This is a genomic window from Microbacterium sp. 2216-1 (assembly GCF_046507855.1).
Taxonomy (GTDB): domain Bacteria; phylum Actinomycetota; class Actinomycetes; order Actinomycetales; family Microbacteriaceae; genus Microbacterium; species Microbacterium esteraromaticum_C.
Genome location: NZ_JBKFTM010000005.1, coordinates 192680 through 208358 on the forward strand (window position 1 = coordinate 192680; position 15679 = coordinate 208358).

The window sequence follows — 15679 nt, forward strand, 5'->3', positions numbered from 1 at the left end:
GTCACCAGATCGTGACGCGCTGCTGTTCGGGCAGGTAGAGGGCGTCGCCCTCGGAGACCTCGAACGCCGTGTAAAACGCGTCGACATTGCTGAGGATCTGGTTGCACCGGAACTCGTTCGGCGAGTGCGGGTCGATCGTCAGCAGGCGGATCGTCTCGGCGTCGCGGCTCTTCTGCTGCCACACCTGCGCCCAGCTCAGCAGCAACCGCTGTACGCCGGTGTACCCGTCGATCACAACGTCTTCCCCGCCCTGCAACGACAGCTCGTAGGCCTTCAGCGCGATGCCGAGCCCACCCAGATCACCGATGTTCTCACCGATCGTGAGGGCACCGTTGACCTTGTGCTCGTCGTCGAGGCCGAGCGGGGTAAGAGCGTCGTACTGGGCGATCAGAGCCTTGGTGCGCTCCTCGAACGCCGCGCGATCCGCGTCGGTCCACCAGTCCTGCAGACGCCCGTCGCCGTCGTAGCGGCTGCCCTGGTCGTCGAAGCCGTGCCCGATCTCGTGACCGATCACCGAACCGATCCCGCCGTAGTTCGCGGCCGCATCGCGGTTGGGGTCGAAGAACGGGTACTGCAGGATCGCCGCCGGGAACACGATCTCGTTCATCAGCGGGTTGTAGTAGGCGTTGACCATCTGCGGCGGCATGAACCACTCGTCGCGATCGATCGGCTTGCCGACTTTCGAGATCTGGCGGTCGTGCTCGAACCGGGTCGCCCGGCGCGCGTTGCCGATCAGGTCGTCGGCAGCGATCTCGACGGCGTCATAGTCGCGCCACACGTCGGGGTGGCCGATCTTCGGCCGGAATGTCGCGAGCTTGGCGAGTGCCTTCTCACGCGTCTCAGGGCTCATCCACTCGAGAGTCTCGATGCTCTGGCGGTAGGCCTCGATGAGGTTGGCGACCAGCTCGTCCATCGCGGCCTTCGACTCGGCCGGGAAGTGCCGCTCGACGTAGATCCGCCCGACGGCGTCGCCGAGAGCGCCCTCGACGAGTGACACGCCCCGCTTCCAGCGCTCACGGATGCTCGGGGTGCCGGTCAGCTCGGTGCCGTAGAACGAGAAGTTCTCGTCGACGAACTCGTCGGTCAGGTACGCGGCGACGCCGTGCACGACCTTCGCGCGCAGCCAGGCCTTCCAGTCCTCGAGTCGCGCGTCGGTGAGCAGCGCGCCGAGCCCTTCGAAGAAGCTGGGCTGGAAGACGACGAGCTCATCGAACGCCGCCGGGTTCACCTCGGCGACCGCGTCGCGCCACGGCGAGAGATCGACGCCGACGAGCTGTTCGAACTCGCCCCACGTCTTGAGGTTGTAGGTCTTCACGGCGTCGCGCGATGCGACGTTGTCCCAGTGGTGACCGGCAATCTCGTGTTCGAGCGCGAACGCCCGGTCTGCGGTGCCCGCAGCATCGGCGACGGATGCCAGGTTCAGCAGCCGCTCGAGGTGCGCCCGGTAGGCGGCCCGGGTTCCCTCGAAGTTCTCCAGGCGGTAGTAGCTCTCATCGGGCAACGACAGACCGGCCTGAACGGCGAACGGCACGTACCGCTCGGGGTTGCCGGGGTCGGGCTCGACGAAAACGCCGATCAGCGCGGCGACGCCGTCGCGATCGAAAGCCCCGACCGTGGCGAGGAATGCGGGAATGCTGTCGATCGCGTCGACCTTGGCCAGCTGCTCGGCAAGCGGTGCCGTACCGAGGGCCGCGATGCGCTCGGTGTCCATGAAGCTGGTGAACAGGTCGCCGACCTTGCGGGCAAGCGTGCCGGGCTCGGCCGACTGCGATTCCTCGACGATCGCGTGCACATCTTTCTCGGCCTGCTCGGCCAGCATGTGGAACGATCCCCAGCGTGCCTTGTCGGCGGGGATCTCGGCGGCCTCCAGCCACGTGCCGTTCACGTGACGGTAGAGGTCGTCCTGCGGACGAATGTCGTGGTTGAACTCGGAGACGGCGAGACCGGAGGGCAGAACGTCTGTCATGGCATCCACCCTATGCGCCGGGGCCGACACGAGCGGCAGGTCCGTTTCGGCTCGTCACCGGCGTCGGAAGAGTCGGCGCCTTCGTCGGGAAGACGAGCGGGCGGCATCAGGAGATGTCTGCACCACACCATAGGCTCGAATGGTGGCATCCACTCCCCCGCCCGCGACGCTGAATCGCGAGATCCTGCGACTCGCAGTGCCCGCGCTCGGCGCACTCGTCGCCGAGCCGCTGTTTCTCATCATCGACGCCGCGATGGTCGGGCACCTCGGCATCGTGCCGCTGGCGGGGCTCGGCATCGCCAGCGCCGTGCTGCAGACGATCGTCGGGCTCATGGTCTTCCTCGCCTACTCGACCACTCCCGCCGTCGCACGGCGTTTCGGCGCTGGCAGGCCCGGAGACGCCGTGTCGGTCGGCATCGACGGCATGTGGCTCGCCCTGGCGCTCGGTGCGCTGCTCGCCATCGTCGGATCACTGCTGACGCCGGGGGCAGTCGACCTGTTCGGCGCCACCGATGCGGTCGCCGGCGAAGCGCGCGCCTACCTCGGCATCTCGATGTGGGGCCTGCCCGCGATGCTCATCGTGTTCGCCGCGACTGGTCTGCTGCGCGGCATGCAAGACACCATGACCCCGCTGTGGATCGCCGGGCTCGGCTTCGCGGCCAACGCCGGCCTGAATTGGGTGTTCATCTACGGGCTCAGCTGGGGCATCGCCGGCTCGGCCTTCGGCACGGTCGTCGCGCAATGGGGCATGGTCGCCGCGTACGCCCTCGTCATCCGGCGCCTGGCCGTGCGGCACGGGGCATCTGTCCGGGCCCAACGCGGTGGCCTCGGCGTGACTGCTCGTTCCAGCGGCTGGCTGTTCCTGCGCACGGTCAGCCTGCGTGTGGCGCTGTTGGTGACCGTCGGCGTCGCCACCGGCATCGGCACGCAGGAGCTCGCGGGGTGGCAGATCGCGTTCACCATCTTCTCGACCGCGGCCTTCGCGCTCGACGCGCTGGCGATCGCCGCGCAGGCGCTCGTCGGCAAGGGGCTCGGCGCCGGCGACCTCGACCAGGTGCACCGCGTGCTGCGCCGCACCGTTGCGTGGGGTGCGTGGTTCGGAGTGCTGGTGGGCGTCATCATCGCCGCATCGTCGCCGGCGATCGGTCTGCTGTTCACGGGGGATGCAGAGGTGGCCGCACTCATACAGCCCGCCCTCATCGTGCTCGCCATCGCCCAGCCGATCGCCGGCGTCGTGTTCGTACTCGACGGGGTACTCATGGGGGCGAACGACGCCCGCTACCTGGCGATCGTCGGCGTGCTCAACCTCGTGCCCTTCCTGCCGGCACTGTGGATCATCGCCGCCACCGGTGTCGACGGTGCCGCAGGGCTGGTCTGGCTCGCGGTCGCTTTCTTCGGCGTCTACCTGCTGGCCAGACTCGGCACCCTCGGCTGGCGCGTACGCACCGACGCCTGGACGAAAGTGGATGCCTGAATCGGGTCAGCCCCGCTGACCGGCTGCGGCCGGCGCCGAGACTCGGTCGAAACGCCGACTGAGTTATCCACCTGTGGATAACTAGGTGGATAACTTGTGCGAAACGCGCTGCCTGCCTGTGCACAGACCGGTGGAGAGCGGTGGAGAAGTGCGAAGTTCGAACGGAGCATCGAACAATCCGCCCCAGCGGGATGCCGCCCGGGTACGAACCAGAGTGCCCGGCGCCGCAACCACTCCCGCGCACCGTCGCCGACACCCCCACCTTGCGCCGAGACCCCTAGCTGTGGGCGTCCGCAGGTAGGGGTCTCGGCGAGAAGTAGGGGTATCGGCGGGCGCGGGAGGCAGCGCCGGGAGCGGGCGGGCGCGGGCGTCAGGCGACCTCGCCCGCGGCGACCGTCTCGGCCAGCATGTGCACGCGCGGCAGGTGGTGTGCACCGTAGAAGTCGGCGCTGACCAGGCGGGCCCGGTCGGTGGCATCCGCTGTCTCGTGCGCGAGCACGGCGACGACCGCGAGCGCGTGCATCCATCCGCCGGCGAGGGTGCCCAGCAGCATCAGATACGGCACGCTGACGCCGTAGGAGTCTCGCGTCATGCCGAAGCCGAGCAGCGAGCCCGTCGCAGCACGCGCCGCGGTGATCGCGCGGTCGAGGCGGTCAGCCGTGCGCGTCGCAACGTCATCGCCCAGACCGCGCAGCGTCTCGACGGTCGCGGCCATCTCGGCGAACAGCGCTTCGGCGGTCGCTCCGCCGTTGCGGATCAGCTTGCGACCGATCAGGTCGTTCGACTGGATCGCCGTCGTGCCCTCGTAGATGGGCATGATGCGGGCATCCCGGTAGTGCTGGGCGACGCCGGTCTCTTCGATGAAGCCCATGCCGCCATGTACCTGGATCGCGTCGCTGGTGATCGCCACGGCGTCCTCAGTGGCCCAGCCCTTCAGGATCGGCACGAGGAACTCGGCGAGAGCGCCGGTGCCATCGGTCTCGGCACGGTCGAACAGGTCACCGAGGTACACGCCCAGTGCGCGCATCGCGAAGATGCGGCTCTGCATCGACAGCAGCAGGCGCCGCACGTCGGGGTGCTCGGCGATCTTCGTGCCCGCCGGTCGGTCCATCACGGCGCCCTGCAGGCGGTCCTCGGCGTAGGCGACGGCCTGCTGGTAGGCGCGGTCCGAGATGCCGGTGGCCTGGAAGCCCATGCCGGCGCGAGCGGAGTTCATCATCACGAACATGCCGGCCAGCCCCCCGCCGACCTCACCCACGAGGTACCCGGTGGCGTCCTCGTACGCGAGCACACAGGTGGGGCTGCCGTGGATGCCGAGCTTGTGCTCGAGCGCGACAGTCGTGACGGTGTTGCGGACGCCCGGGGCGCCATCGGCCTCGGGCAGGAACTTCGGCACGACGAACAGCGACAGACCTTTGGCGCCCACGGGGGCGTCCGGGGTGCGGGCGAGCACGAGGTGCACGATGTTCTCGGCGACGTCGTGGTCGCCCCAGGTGATGAAGATCTTCTGCCCGCTGATGCCCCACGCGCCGTCGGCGCGCGGCGTCGCCATGGTGCGGATCGCGCCCAGGTCGGTACCGGCGGCGGGTTCGGTGAGGTTCATCGTGCCGGTCCACTCACCCGAGACGAGCTTGGTGAGGTACGTGGCGCGAATCTCATCGGATGCCACGGCGTCAAGCGCATGGATCTGACCCGCTGTCAGCAGCCAGCACAGTGCGAAGGCGGCGTTGGAGCCGTTCCACAGTTCGCCGAGCCCGGCGCGGATCGATCCGGGCAGTCCGTCGCCGCCGGCAGACTCGGGCGCTTCGGCGGTGATCCACCCGGCGTCGACGAACGCGCGGTACGCCTCGGCGAATCCGGCCGGGAGTGTCACCTGGCCGTCTTCGAGGCGCGCACCTTCGCGGTCTCCGACGGCCTCGAGGGGCGCGAGCACGGATGCGGCGAACTCACCGGCGCCCGCGATGATCTCGGCGGCGTCATCGGCGCTGAAGGCGCCGTCGGTCGCGCGTGCGGGCAGGTCGAGCCCGAAGGCCTCTCCGAAGAGGAAGGTGTAGTCGTCGACCGGCGGGGTGTAGTCGGATGCCATCGTGCACTCCAATCACTGAGACTGAGATTCAGTGTACGCGAGACTGCGTCTCAGCGGCTAGTGATGCCCTACACATTCCGCCGAATGCGACCGTTATCCCCAGACTGTAGATCTTCGGGACTCCGAGGTCGGCGACCCCTGGCATCCTCGATCGAAACGGGTGATGATGGAGAGGTGCTGACGATGACGGAACCCCAGGTCTGGACGCTGATCGGCGTGTTCGCCGCCGGGCTGTTCGGCATGCTGACGCTCATGTCGACGATGTTCGTGCGCGTGGTACGCACCGAGATCGGCTCAGTGCGCACCGAGATGCGATCCGAAATCGGCTCGGTACGCACCGAGATGCGCGCCGGGTTCGACGGGGTGCATCAGCGCATCGACCGACTCGACAACGACGTCAACGCCCTGATGAAGCACACCTTCGGCATCCAGCGCGACTGACCGCGTCTCATGGAGTTCAGGCGTACCGCCGGCACCATTCGTACATCACGACCGCACCGGCCGCGCTGGCGTTGATCGAGCGCGTCGATCCATACTGCGTGATCTCGATGTGCGCGGATGCTACAGCGAGCGCCTCATCCGAGAGCCCCGGCCCCTCCTGCCCGAACAGCAGCACGCACCGCTCGGGCAGTTCAGCTTTGTCGACCGGAACGGCCTCGCCGACATTGTCGACGGCGAGGATCGGGATGCCTTCGGCGGCCGCCCAGTCGGCGAATGACGCCACATCCGGATGGTGGACGACATGCTGGTATCGGTCGGTGACCATCGCGCCACGCTTGTTCCAGCGGCGACGGCCGATGATGTGCACGGTGTCGGCGAGGAACGCGTTAGCGCTGCGCACGATCGAGCCGATGTTCATATCGTGCTGCCAGTTCTCGATCGCGACGTGGAACGCGTGGCGCTTGGTGTCGAGGTCGGCGACGATCGCCTCCATGCGCCAGTAGCGGTAACGGTCGATCACATTACGGGTGTCGCCGTTCTCGAGCAGCTCCGGGTCGAAGTGCTCTTCGGTGGGCCAGGCCTCGCGCCCGCCGGGATAGGGGCCGACCCCGTGTGTGGTGTGCTCGGGGGTCTGCTCGTCCATCCCGTCAGCGTATCCGGCGCACGCACATCACCGAACGGCGCGGACTTTTAGGTGCACCGAAAACCGGCTAATCTTTCGGTGTGCCTAAACCCAGTTCTCTCCTCCGCGCGGGCGCCACAGGTGCCGCCCTGGTACTCGCCGCGACACTGTCCGCGTGCGCCCCCGACTCCGGCGCCCCCGCAGGGCAAGAGCCTGCCGATGAGCGACCGACCGTGCTGACGACGTTCACCGTGCTCGCCGATATCGCACAGAACGTGGCCGGTGACCATCTCGCGGTCGAATCGATCACCAAGATCGGGGCCGAGATCCACGGCTACGAACCCACTCCGCGTGACGTCGCGAAGGCATCTGACGTCGACCTCATCATCGACAACGGGTTGGGCCTGGAGGCCTGGTTCGCGCAGTTCGTCGACAACGTCGACGTGCCGCACGTGGTCGTCTCGGACGGCATCGAGCCGATCGACATCGCCGCCGACGCGTACGCCGGCAAGCCCAATCCGCACGCCTGGATGAGTCCGCTCAACGTGCAGATCTATGTCGACAACATGGTCGAGGCCTTCAGCGACCTCTCGCCCGAGCATGCGGCCGACTTCACCGCGAACGGCGAGGCCTACAAGAGCGAGCTGCAGCAGGTGCACGATCAGCTGGTCACCGAGCTGCAGACCATTCCCGAGCAACAGCGGGCGCTGGTCACGTGCGAGGGCGCTTTCTCGTACCTCGCGCGCGACGCCGACCTCACCGAGATCTACATCTGGCCCGTCAACGCCGAACAGCAGGCGACACCGCAGCAGATCACCGCGGCGATCGAGGCAGTGCGACGCGATGACGTTCCCGCCGTGTTCTGCGAGTCGACCGTGTCTGACAAGCCGATGCAGCAGGTGGTCGAGGCGACGGATGCCACGTTCGGGGGCGTCCTCTACGTCGATTCGCTCTCCGAAGCCGATGGGCCGGTGCCGACCTACCTCGACCTGCTGCGGCACGATGTCGACACGATCACCACGGCACTGCGCGGTGACACGCCATGAGCGCCGTTCCCGCCGAAGAAACCGCGATCGCGGTGCACGGTGTGTCGGTGCGCTACGGCGACGTGCGCGCCCTCGACGACGTCTCTCTGACGATCCCGGCCGGACGCGTGACGGGCCTGGTGGGCATGAACGGGGCTGGCAAGTCCACGCTGTTCAAGACGCTCACGGGGAGCATCCGCCCCTCGCACGGAACGGTGCGCGTCGGCGGACGCATCCCCGCCGAGGCGCGGCGGCGGCGCCTGATCGGCTACATCCCGCAGAGCGAGGAGGTCGATTGGGCCTTTCCGGTGTCGGTGCGCGATGTCGTCATGATGGGGCGCTACGGCGGGCTCGGACTCACGCGTCGGCCGAGGCGCGTCGACCACGCGGCGGTCGACGAGGCGCTCGACCGCGTCGAGCTGGCGGATCTCGCCGACCGCCAGATCGGTCGACTCTCGGGTGGGCAGCGCAAGCGCGCGTTCGTGGCGCGCGGGCTTGCGCAGGGCGCCGACATCCTGCTGCTCGACGAACCGTTCGCCGGCGTCGACAAGCGCTCCGAGGCCATGATCGTGCGCCTGCTGCGCGATGTGGCAGCCGAGGGGCGCACGGTACTGGTGTCGACGCACGATCTGCATGCTCTACCTGCGCTGGCCGACGAGGCGGTACTGCTGCGCCACCGGGTGATCTTCCACGGCGACGTGCGCACGGCTCTCGCGCCGCAGAACCTCGCGAGCGCCTTCGGCCTCGACGTGTTGGAAAGGGACGACTCATGACCCCGATCGACCTGCTGCTGGAGCCCTTGCAGTACGAGTTCATGGTGCGCGCCCTGGCCACCACGGTGATCGCCGCCGTCGTGTGCGCGATCCTGTCGTGCTGGCTGGTGCTGATCGGCTGGTCGCTGATGGGCGATGCGGTCTCGCACGCCGTACTGCCCGGTGTCGTGCTCGCCTACATCGTGGGGGCGCCGTTCGCCCTCGGGGCGCTGGTGTTCGGATTCCTCGCCGTCGGCCTGATCGGACTGCTGCGCGGCACCAGTCGCGTCAAGGAGGACGCCGCGATCGGCATCGTCTTCACCACCCTGTTCGCCCTCGGGCTGGTGCTGATCTCGGTCACACCGAGTCAGACCGATTTGAACCACATCATCTTCGGCAACATTCTCGGCGTCTCGGCGGATGACCTCGTGCAGGTGGGCGTGCTCGCGGCGATCGCGTTCGTCGTGCTGATGCTCAAGCGCCGCGATCTGACCCTGTTCGCTTTCGACCCCGCGCACGCGTTCGCGATCGGGCTGTCACCCCGCCTGCTCGGGGGCCTGCTGCTGGGCATGCTCGCCCTCACCGCGGTCGTCGCCCTGCAGGTGGTCGGTGTGATCCTGGTCGTGGCGATGCTGATCATCCCCGGCGCCACCGCTCATCTGCTGACCGACCGGTTCGGCACGATGCTGCTGATCGCCCCGATCCTGTCAGCCTCAGCCTCGGGCGTCGGCATCTACCTCAGCTACTGGCTGGACGCTTCACCCGGCGGCCTGGTCGTGCTGGTTCAGGGGGCGGTGTTCGCGCTCGTCTATCTGTTCAGCCCGAGGCAGGGAGTGATCGGCCGACAGCTGCGCCGGCACCGGGCATCCGAACCCGTCGGCGCATGACGCGCATCCGCCGCGACTAGGCTCGACGTATGCCCTCAGCACGATCCAGCAAGCCGTCGCGCGACGATTCCGAGGCCCGCCGGGCGATGCGCCTGAGCACCTGGTTCGCGCTGGGCGCCGGGGCACTCGGTGTCGTGCTGATCGCCTGGCCTCACCTGCTGCCGGCCGGTGGCCCCTGGGTGCAGTTGGCTCTCGGCGCGATGACACTGTTCCTCGCGTTCCGCGCCCGCGCAATCGGCACCCGCGGCGTCGAGGACTACGACGGCCGCCTGTCCCTGCTGGCCGCGATGGCCGGCTTCGCCATTCTGTTCTTCGCCGGCGGCGAGGCGTTCCGCCTGTTGGCGGCACTGGGCGGCTGAGCCATGGCATCCCCCGCCTACGACGACTATCTGAAAACCGTCTACTCGCACACCGAGTGGCAGGATGCGCCGATCACGCCCTCGCAACTGGCGGCCAAACTGGGCATCGCCCCGTCGAGCGTGACCGAGATGGTCAAGAAGCTGGCCGCGGCCGGCCTCGTCTCGCACGTTCCGTACGGCGCGGTGCGACTGACGGATGCCGGACGCGCCCGCGCCCTGCAGATGCTGCGCCGCCACCGGCTGATCGAGACGTGGCTCGTGCGCGAGTTCGACTACGCCTGGCATGAGGTGCACGACGAAGCCGAGGTGCTTGAGCACACGATCAGTGATCGGATGCTGGATGCCATCGATCAGCGCCTCGGTCGCCCGCGGTTCGATCCGCACGGCGATGCGATCCCGGATGCTGAGGGGAACGTCGACCGCGAACCCTTCGTGCTGCTCGCCGACGCACCCGCCGGGCACCGCGGTCGGGTGTTGCGGGTCAGCGACCGCGACCCCGATCTGTTGCAGCGGCTCGAGGGGATCGGCGTCGCCGTCGGCGCAGTCGCCAGCGTTGATGCCGATGGGATCGTGCTCGACGGCATCCGCCATGCCCTGCCCGAGGGCGCGGCAGAGGCGATCTGGCTGAGCGCATAGGCACAGAACGTAGGCTGACCCACATGACTCAGGACGACCTGCTGTTCCTGGTGCTGATCAGCATCGGGCTGACCACGCTCGCGCTGTTCTCGTTCCGTCTGCTGCGCCGCGACAAGCGCGACAACCGCGGCGAGTGGTACGAGGGCCCCTGGGATGACGACGACCGTCACCGCGGGCCCCGCAGCTGACAGCATCCGATCGCAAGGCGGCCGCGCCGCCGCGGCGCGGGCTACTGCGGGTCGAGCCCCAGGTCGTCGAGGTCGTAGGCGGCCAGCCACCGCAGACCCTCGGCCTCGATAGCGGCCTGCGCGCCGGTCTTGCGATCGACGATCACGGCGACCGCGACGACCTCGGCACCCTCGCGGCGCAGAACCTCAACGGCCTTCAGCGCCGACTGCCCCGTGGTGGAGGTGTCTTCGAGCACCACGACGCGCCTACCGGCGACATCGGCGCCCTCGATCTGACGACCGCGTCCGTGGTCCTTGGGCTCCTTGCGCACGACGAACGCGTCGAGCGGACGTTCGGTGGCCACCGAGGCGTGCATCACCGAGTTCGCGATCGGGTCGGCACCGAGCGTGAGCCCGCCGACCGCCTCGACGTCGAGGTCGGCGATGAGGTCGAGCATGATCCGACCGATGGCGGGAGCGGCCCGGTGGTCGAGGGTGAGCTTGCGCATGTCGACGTAGTACGTCGCCTTCTTGCCACTGGAGAGCGTGAAGTCACCGTGGAAAACGGCCTCGGCCGTGATCAGATCGAGCAGGGCCTGGCGGTCGGATGCGAGTTCGGTCACGGCATCCAGTCTATTCGGCGTGCGCCCGATCCCGGATGCCGGATGCTGTCCTACGGTGGAAGAAGGAGGCCACACATGTTCTCGTACGACCCCTACGCCGCCCTCGCCGAGCTGCGCCCCGTCGCGCCGCTCGAGCTGCACAGTCCGGACTTCGCGCCCGGCGGGGCGCTGCCCGGTTTCGCCTGGTCATCGGAGCGCGCCGGCGAAGACCGGCATCCGACGTTGGAGTGGTCGCAGCCGCCGGCCGGCACCCTCAGCTTCGCCATCTCGTGCTTCGACCCGGACGCCCCGACCGGGTCGGGCTTCTGGCACTGGGCGGCATACAACCTGCCCGCCGATCTGCGCTCGCTCGAGAGCGGCGACGGCACGGCGCAGAGTCTGCCCGCCGGCGCCGTCGTGCTGCCCAACGAAGCGCGCCTGGAGCGCTACATCGGCGCCGCTCCACCGGTCGGCACCGGTGTGCACCGCTACTTCTTCGTGGTGGATGCCCTCGATGTCGAGCACCTCGACCTCGAGGCGGGTTCGACGCCGGGCGTGCTCGGCTTCAACCGTCACTTCCACACGCTGGCCCGCGGCATCCTGATCGGCACGGGCGACCCCGCCGAGCGCTGAACATGCGCCTCCGCTGAACGGCGCAGTCTATCGGCGCTCGAGCGGACGCGACAAGCCGTAGCGCATCCACCGTCTCTCCCTATACCGTTCGGGGCGAACGTGACGAACCCGACCGGGGCTCGCCACAGCAGCCTCACAAGGGAGTGAAATGCGCAGTTCGAACGGACGAAGTAATCGGATCTGGGCGGTGGCCGCGGCGACGACCGCCCTTCTGATGGCCGGTGGCGTCGCCCCGGCCGTCGCAGAGGATGGCGACGACGACACGGGACGCTTCAGCGCGACGCCGTTGACACCGGACAACAGCTTCAGCAACAACGCCAAGTCCGCCTCTGGCCGCCTGGCCACCAACGACGACGAGCTTCTCAAGCGCTCGGATGCCGACCAGGTCGCCGTCATGGTGAAGGTCGACGTCGACCCCGTCGCCTCGTACACCGGCTCGATCGACGGCTACGCCGCGACGAGCCCCGAGGTCACCGGTGTTCCGATCGCCGAGGGCAGCGCCGCCATCGACGCCTACACCGAGTACGTCACCAAGGCCATCGCCGATGCCAAGAAAGAGGTCACGGGGCTGATCGGCTCGGCGACACTGATCTCGGACTATGTGACGGTGTACGGCGGCTTCTCGGCCATGATCCCCGCCAAGAGCGCCAAGGACGTGCTGACGCTGGGGTCGATCGCCGCGGTGCAGTCCAATGAACTGCGTCAGACGACTGGCTCGGTCGATGCATCATCGCTCACGACGGGGACGATCTCGGTTCCGTTGACGGTCACCTCGGACTTGGCGGATGCTGCCGAACTGCCCGAGACGACCCCGGCTCCCGACAACGACGCGACGACGTTCATCGGCGCCGACGCCGTATGGCCGAGCCTGGGTGGTCGCGATCGCGCCGGCGAGGGCGTGATCGTCGGCGTGATCGACACGGGCATCTGGCCCGAGCATCCGATGCTGATCGACAACGGCCTGGGTGCCCCGGACGGCGGGCCCTGGGCGTGCGAGTTCGGCGACGGCACGGTCGGCGACGAGTTCGACTGCAACAACAAGCTCATCGGCGCCTACGCCATGCTCGACGTCTACCAGTCCACCTCGGGCGCGGCCGGCGCCGACGCGTACTGCGACGGCACGCTGTGCTCGGCGCGTGACGCTGAGGGCCATGGCACGCACACGGCGACCACCGCGGTGGGTGCCAACGTCGAGTCGGCCGAGATCCTGGGCATCGAACGCGGACCGTTCAGTGGCGTCGCCCCCGGCGCCTCGGTCATCGCGTACCGCGCGCTCGGTCCGGCCGGTGGCTACGAGGGCGACCTGGTCGCCTCGATCGGTCAGGCCGTGCTCGACGGTGTCGACGTGATCAACTACTCGATCAGTGGCAGCGCCGACCCGTACGACTCGACGGAGCTGGCGTTCCTCGACGCGTTCGCGGCAGGCATTGCCGTCAACTCCTCGGCCGGCAACTCGGGACCGGGAGCGGCGACGGCCAACCACGCCAGCCCGTGGACGACCACGGTCGGCGCCTCGACCTCCGACCGCGCGTTCGGTTCGGCTCTGGTGCTGGCCTCGACCGACGGCGAGACCCTCGTCAAGGAGGGCACGACGATCACGCAGGGTGTGAGCGATGTACCGGTCGTGCTGGCCGCCGATGTCGCGGGCTACAACGATGAGCTGTGCACCGAACCGATGCCGGCCGACTCGGTCACCGACCAGGTCGTGCTGTGCATGCGCGGCGAGGTCGGTCGCATCGCGAAGGGCTACAACGTGCTGCAGGGCGGTGCGGCGGGAATGATCCTGGCGAACCCCGAGCCGATGGATCTGCAGACCGACAACCACTTCTTGCCGGCGATCCAGTTGGAGGGCCCCAACGACGACATCGTGTCGTTCATCAGCGAGCACGCCGGCGTCACCGCCACGTGGGCGCAGGGGACCGCGAACGTCGCCCCGGGTGACGTGATGGCCGGCTTCAGCTCGCGCGGACCGATCGGCCCGTTCCTCAAGCCCGACATCACCGCACCGGGCGTGCAGGTGATCGCCGGGCACACGCCGACGCCGATCGGCATCGACGGTGGGCCCACGGGCGAGCTGTACCAGGCGATCGCCGGCACCTCGATGTCGGCACCGCACGCGGCGGGCGTCTCGGCGCTGCTCGTGGCCGCGCACCCCGATTGGACGCCAGGGCAGATCAAGTCGGCGCTGATGACGTCGTCGGTGCAGGACGTGGTCAACGTGGACGGTTCGGATGCCGGTGTGTTCGACCGCGGCGCCGGCTCGATCCGCGCGGACCGCGCCATCGCGCCGCTGGCGACGATCAGCGAGTCGGCTGAGGCCTTCGCGGCGAGCGCCGCGGATGCCAAGACCCGCATCGATCTGAACCTGCCGAGCATCAACGCCGATCCGCTGCCGGGCGCGGTGACGACGACCCGTACGGTGACGAACGTGAGCGGGCAGACGCAGGTCTTCCGCACCGCGGCCAGCACCGATGGTGAGTTCGACATCACGGTCTCACCGAAGACGCTGACGATCCCGAGCGGGCAGTCGCGCGAGATCACGGTCACGATCAACACGATCGGCGCCTCGGACGGGTGGCATGAGGGTCAGGTGACTCTCACGCCGCGCAAGGGCGATGCGCTGGTGATCCCGGTTGCCGCGAATGCCGTCGATGCCGGTATCAACCTGACGCAGAGTTGCACGCCGACGACGCTCAGCCCGCGCGAGGTGGCCGATTGCACGGTGACCGCGTCGAACTTCCTGCCGGTCGAGGTCGATGCCACGATCGAGGTGGCCGCGGACGGCAAGCTGAAGGTCGAGTCGGTTGAGGACCCGCTGCGCAAGAAGGGCAACACGGCCAGCTGGAGCGGTACGCTCGGCGCCGCCGTGGCGCCGCAGATCACCGGGTTCACTGCTGATCTCGGTCCGGGCGACGGCTACCTGCCGCTGTCGCTCTTCGGCATCAGCCCGGTCGGTATCGGCGACGAGGACATCGTGAACTTCAACGTTCCCCCGTTCCTCTTCGGCGGCGAGACCTATAGCCGCATCGGTGTGGTGTCGAACGGGTACCTCGTGATCGGCGGCGGTACGGATGCCGATATCTGGTACCAGCCCCGGCCGATGCCCGACCCGGCTGCGCCGAACAACGTGCTCGCGCCGCTGTGGACGGATCTCGATCCGTCGCAGACATCCGGCAGCGGAGGCGTGCGCGTAGGCGTTCTCGGCGACGGCGACGGCAATAGCTGGATCGTCGTCGACTGGGCAGAGGTGCCGACCTACTCGGGCAATGCGACCAACACCATGCAGACGTGGCTCCAGACCGGAGCCACCGAGGGCGTGTGGTTCACCTATGGACAGGACGGCGCGGCCGATGACGCCACGGCGGCGGCCACCGCGGCCGAGAACCGCAACGGCACCAGTGCCTCAGTGCTCGAGGGTCTGCCGTCGGCCGACGAGGGCTACGCCGTCGGCACGACGCCTCCGACCGCGGGTGGCACGGTGACGCTGGAGTACTCGGTGCGGGCTCAGGCGAAGGGCGAATGGGGAGCCGTGGCCACCCTCTCGTCCGACGCGCTGCGCACGACTCCGACGGCGCGCACGCCGATCGTCGTCGAGTAGACCGCTATCGCAAGACTCAGGGGGCGGATGCTGCAGCATCCGCCCCCTGAGGCGTCTGCGCACGAAGATAGGGCATTCGGTCGATCCGCCGGCCGCCCCTCAGAGCGGAGAGTCGTTCTCATCACCCACCGCGACAGCGGTGCGAACGAGGAGAACATCATGAACGAGAGCATCTACGTCGACTCGATGATCGACCAGCGCCGCACTGCCGATCTGAACCGTCGGCTGGAGTACCGGCGCATCGCACTCGAACGCGGCACAATGCCGCCCACCCGCAGGCACCTGTTCGCCCGGTTCGTCGAGCTGGTGGCTCACCGCCCACGCAACCCCCGGCACCAGGTGCGGCACGCCTAGCTGTACTTCCCCGTGAGGTTGTGTACACGGGCTGATGGGGTTTGGCCGCTGATGCCGGTGTGGGGTCTGTGGTGGTT

General features: G+C 68.4%; 15 protein-coding genes. 11 read left to right on the plus strand and 4 right to left on the minus strand.

What is annotated here, in order from left to right; translation table 11 throughout:
* Position 1 precedes the first annotated feature (1 nt).
* Complete coding sequence (locus tag ACLD0U_RS13820) at positions 2-1966, minus strand: M13 family metallopeptidase (RefSeq protein ID WP_274367813.1); 1965 nt, start codon at positions 1964-1966, stop codon at positions 2-4.
* 139 nt (positions 1967-2105) lie between these two features.
* On the opposite strand from ACLD0U_RS13820, the gene ACLD0U_RS13825 reads away from it, so the two are divergent.
* The gene (locus ACLD0U_RS13825) at positions 2106-3440 is read left to right on the plus strand and encodes an MATE family efflux transporter (RefSeq protein WP_410340961.1); all 1335 of its coding nucleotides are present in this window, start codon (positions 2106-2108) and stop codon (positions 3438-3440) included.
* Between the two features lie 370 nt (positions 3441-3810).
* Here the strand turns inward: ACLD0U_RS13825 and ACLD0U_RS13830 are convergent, their stop codons facing one another.
* On the minus strand, positions 3811-5526 hold the full coding sequence (locus ACLD0U_RS13830; protein ID WP_410340962.1) for an acyl-CoA dehydrogenase: 1716 nt from the start codon (positions 5524-5526) through the stop codon (positions 3811-3813).
* 183 nt (positions 5527-5709) lie between these two features.
* Here ACLD0U_RS13830 and ACLD0U_RS13835 point away from each other — a divergent pair, with 183 nt between their 5' ends.
* Entirely contained in the window at positions 5710-5967 is a 258-nt protein-coding gene (locus ACLD0U_RS13835) for a hypothetical protein (RefSeq protein WP_410340963.1), read from the plus strand.
* Between the two features lie 16 nt (positions 5968-5983).
* Here ACLD0U_RS13835 and ACLD0U_RS13840 read toward each other — a convergent pair whose 3' ends face one another.
* Complete coding sequence (locus ACLD0U_RS13840) at positions 5984-6610, minus strand: TrmH family RNA methyltransferase (protein ID WP_410340964.1); 627 nt, start codon at positions 6608-6610, stop codon at positions 5984-5986.
* A gap of 80 nt (positions 6611-6690) precedes the next feature.
* Between ACLD0U_RS13840 and ACLD0U_RS13845 the strand changes: the two genes are divergently transcribed.
* The 6 genes from ACLD0U_RS13845 to ACLD0U_RS13870 are packed head-to-tail and all read left to right on the plus strand — an operon-like array spanning position 6691 to position 10436.
* Complete coding sequence (locus ACLD0U_RS13845) at positions 6691-7635, plus strand: metal ABC transporter substrate-binding protein (RefSeq protein ID WP_410340965.1); 945 nt, start codon at positions 6691-6693, stop codon at positions 7633-7635.
* Positions 7632-8387 (plus strand): metal ABC transporter ATP-binding protein, encoded by a 756-nt coding sequence (locus ACLD0U_RS13850; RefSeq protein ID WP_410340966.1) that lies wholly within the window; start codon positions 7632-7634, stop codon positions 8385-8387. The genes ACLD0U_RS13845 and ACLD0U_RS13850 overlap by 4 nt, the downstream gene beginning before the upstream one ends.
* A complete protein-coding gene (locus ACLD0U_RS13855; RefSeq protein ID WP_410340967.1) occupies positions 8384-9253 on the plus strand; it encodes a metal ABC transporter permease in 870 nt (289 codons plus the stop codon). Before ACLD0U_RS13850 ends, ACLD0U_RS13855 begins: the two co-directional genes overlap by 4 nt.
* A 29-nt stretch (positions 9254-9282) precedes the next feature.
* Complete coding sequence (locus ACLD0U_RS13860; RefSeq protein ID WP_206551017.1) at positions 9283-9612, plus strand: hypothetical protein; 330 nt, start codon at positions 9283-9285, stop codon at positions 9610-9612.
* Positions 9613-9615: 3 nt separating this feature from the next.
* Entirely contained in the window at positions 9616-10248 is a 633-nt protein-coding gene (locus ACLD0U_RS13865) for a metal-dependent transcriptional regulator (RefSeq protein ID WP_410340968.1), read from the plus strand.
* 23 nt (positions 10249-10271) lie between these two features.
* Entirely contained in the window at positions 10272-10436 is a 165-nt protein-coding gene (locus tag ACLD0U_RS13870; RefSeq protein WP_179409749.1) for a hypothetical protein, read from the plus strand.
* Between the two features lie 41 nt (positions 10437-10477).
* On the opposite strand, the gene pyrE is transcribed toward ACLD0U_RS13870, so the two are convergent.
* The gene (gene pyrE, locus ACLD0U_RS13875; protein ID WP_410340969.1) at positions 10478-11038 is read right to left on the minus strand and encodes an orotate phosphoribosyltransferase; all 561 of its coding nucleotides are present in this window, start codon (positions 11036-11038) and stop codon (positions 10478-10480) included.
* Positions 11039-11113: 75 nt separating this feature from the next.
* Between pyrE and ACLD0U_RS13880 the strand changes: the two genes are divergently transcribed.
* The 3 genes from ACLD0U_RS13880 (at position 11114) to ACLD0U_RS13890 (ending at position 15602) form a co-directional block, all read left to right on the plus strand.
* Positions 11114-11650, plus strand: a complete 537-nt coding sequence (locus tag ACLD0U_RS13880; protein WP_179409747.1) for a YbhB/YbcL family Raf kinase inhibitor-like protein — start codon at positions 11114-11116, stop codon at positions 11648-11650.
* A 148-nt stretch (positions 11651-11798) separates the two neighbouring features.
* A complete protein-coding gene (locus tag ACLD0U_RS13885) occupies positions 11799-15248 on the plus strand; it encodes a S8 family serine peptidase (protein WP_410340970.1) in 3450 nt (1149 codons plus the stop codon).
* A 159-nt stretch (positions 15249-15407) separates the two neighbouring features.
* A complete protein-coding gene (locus ACLD0U_RS13890) occupies positions 15408-15602 on the plus strand; it encodes a hypothetical protein (RefSeq protein WP_410340971.1) in 195 nt (64 codons plus the stop codon).
* The last annotated feature ends 77 nt before the right edge of the window (positions 15603-15679 follow it).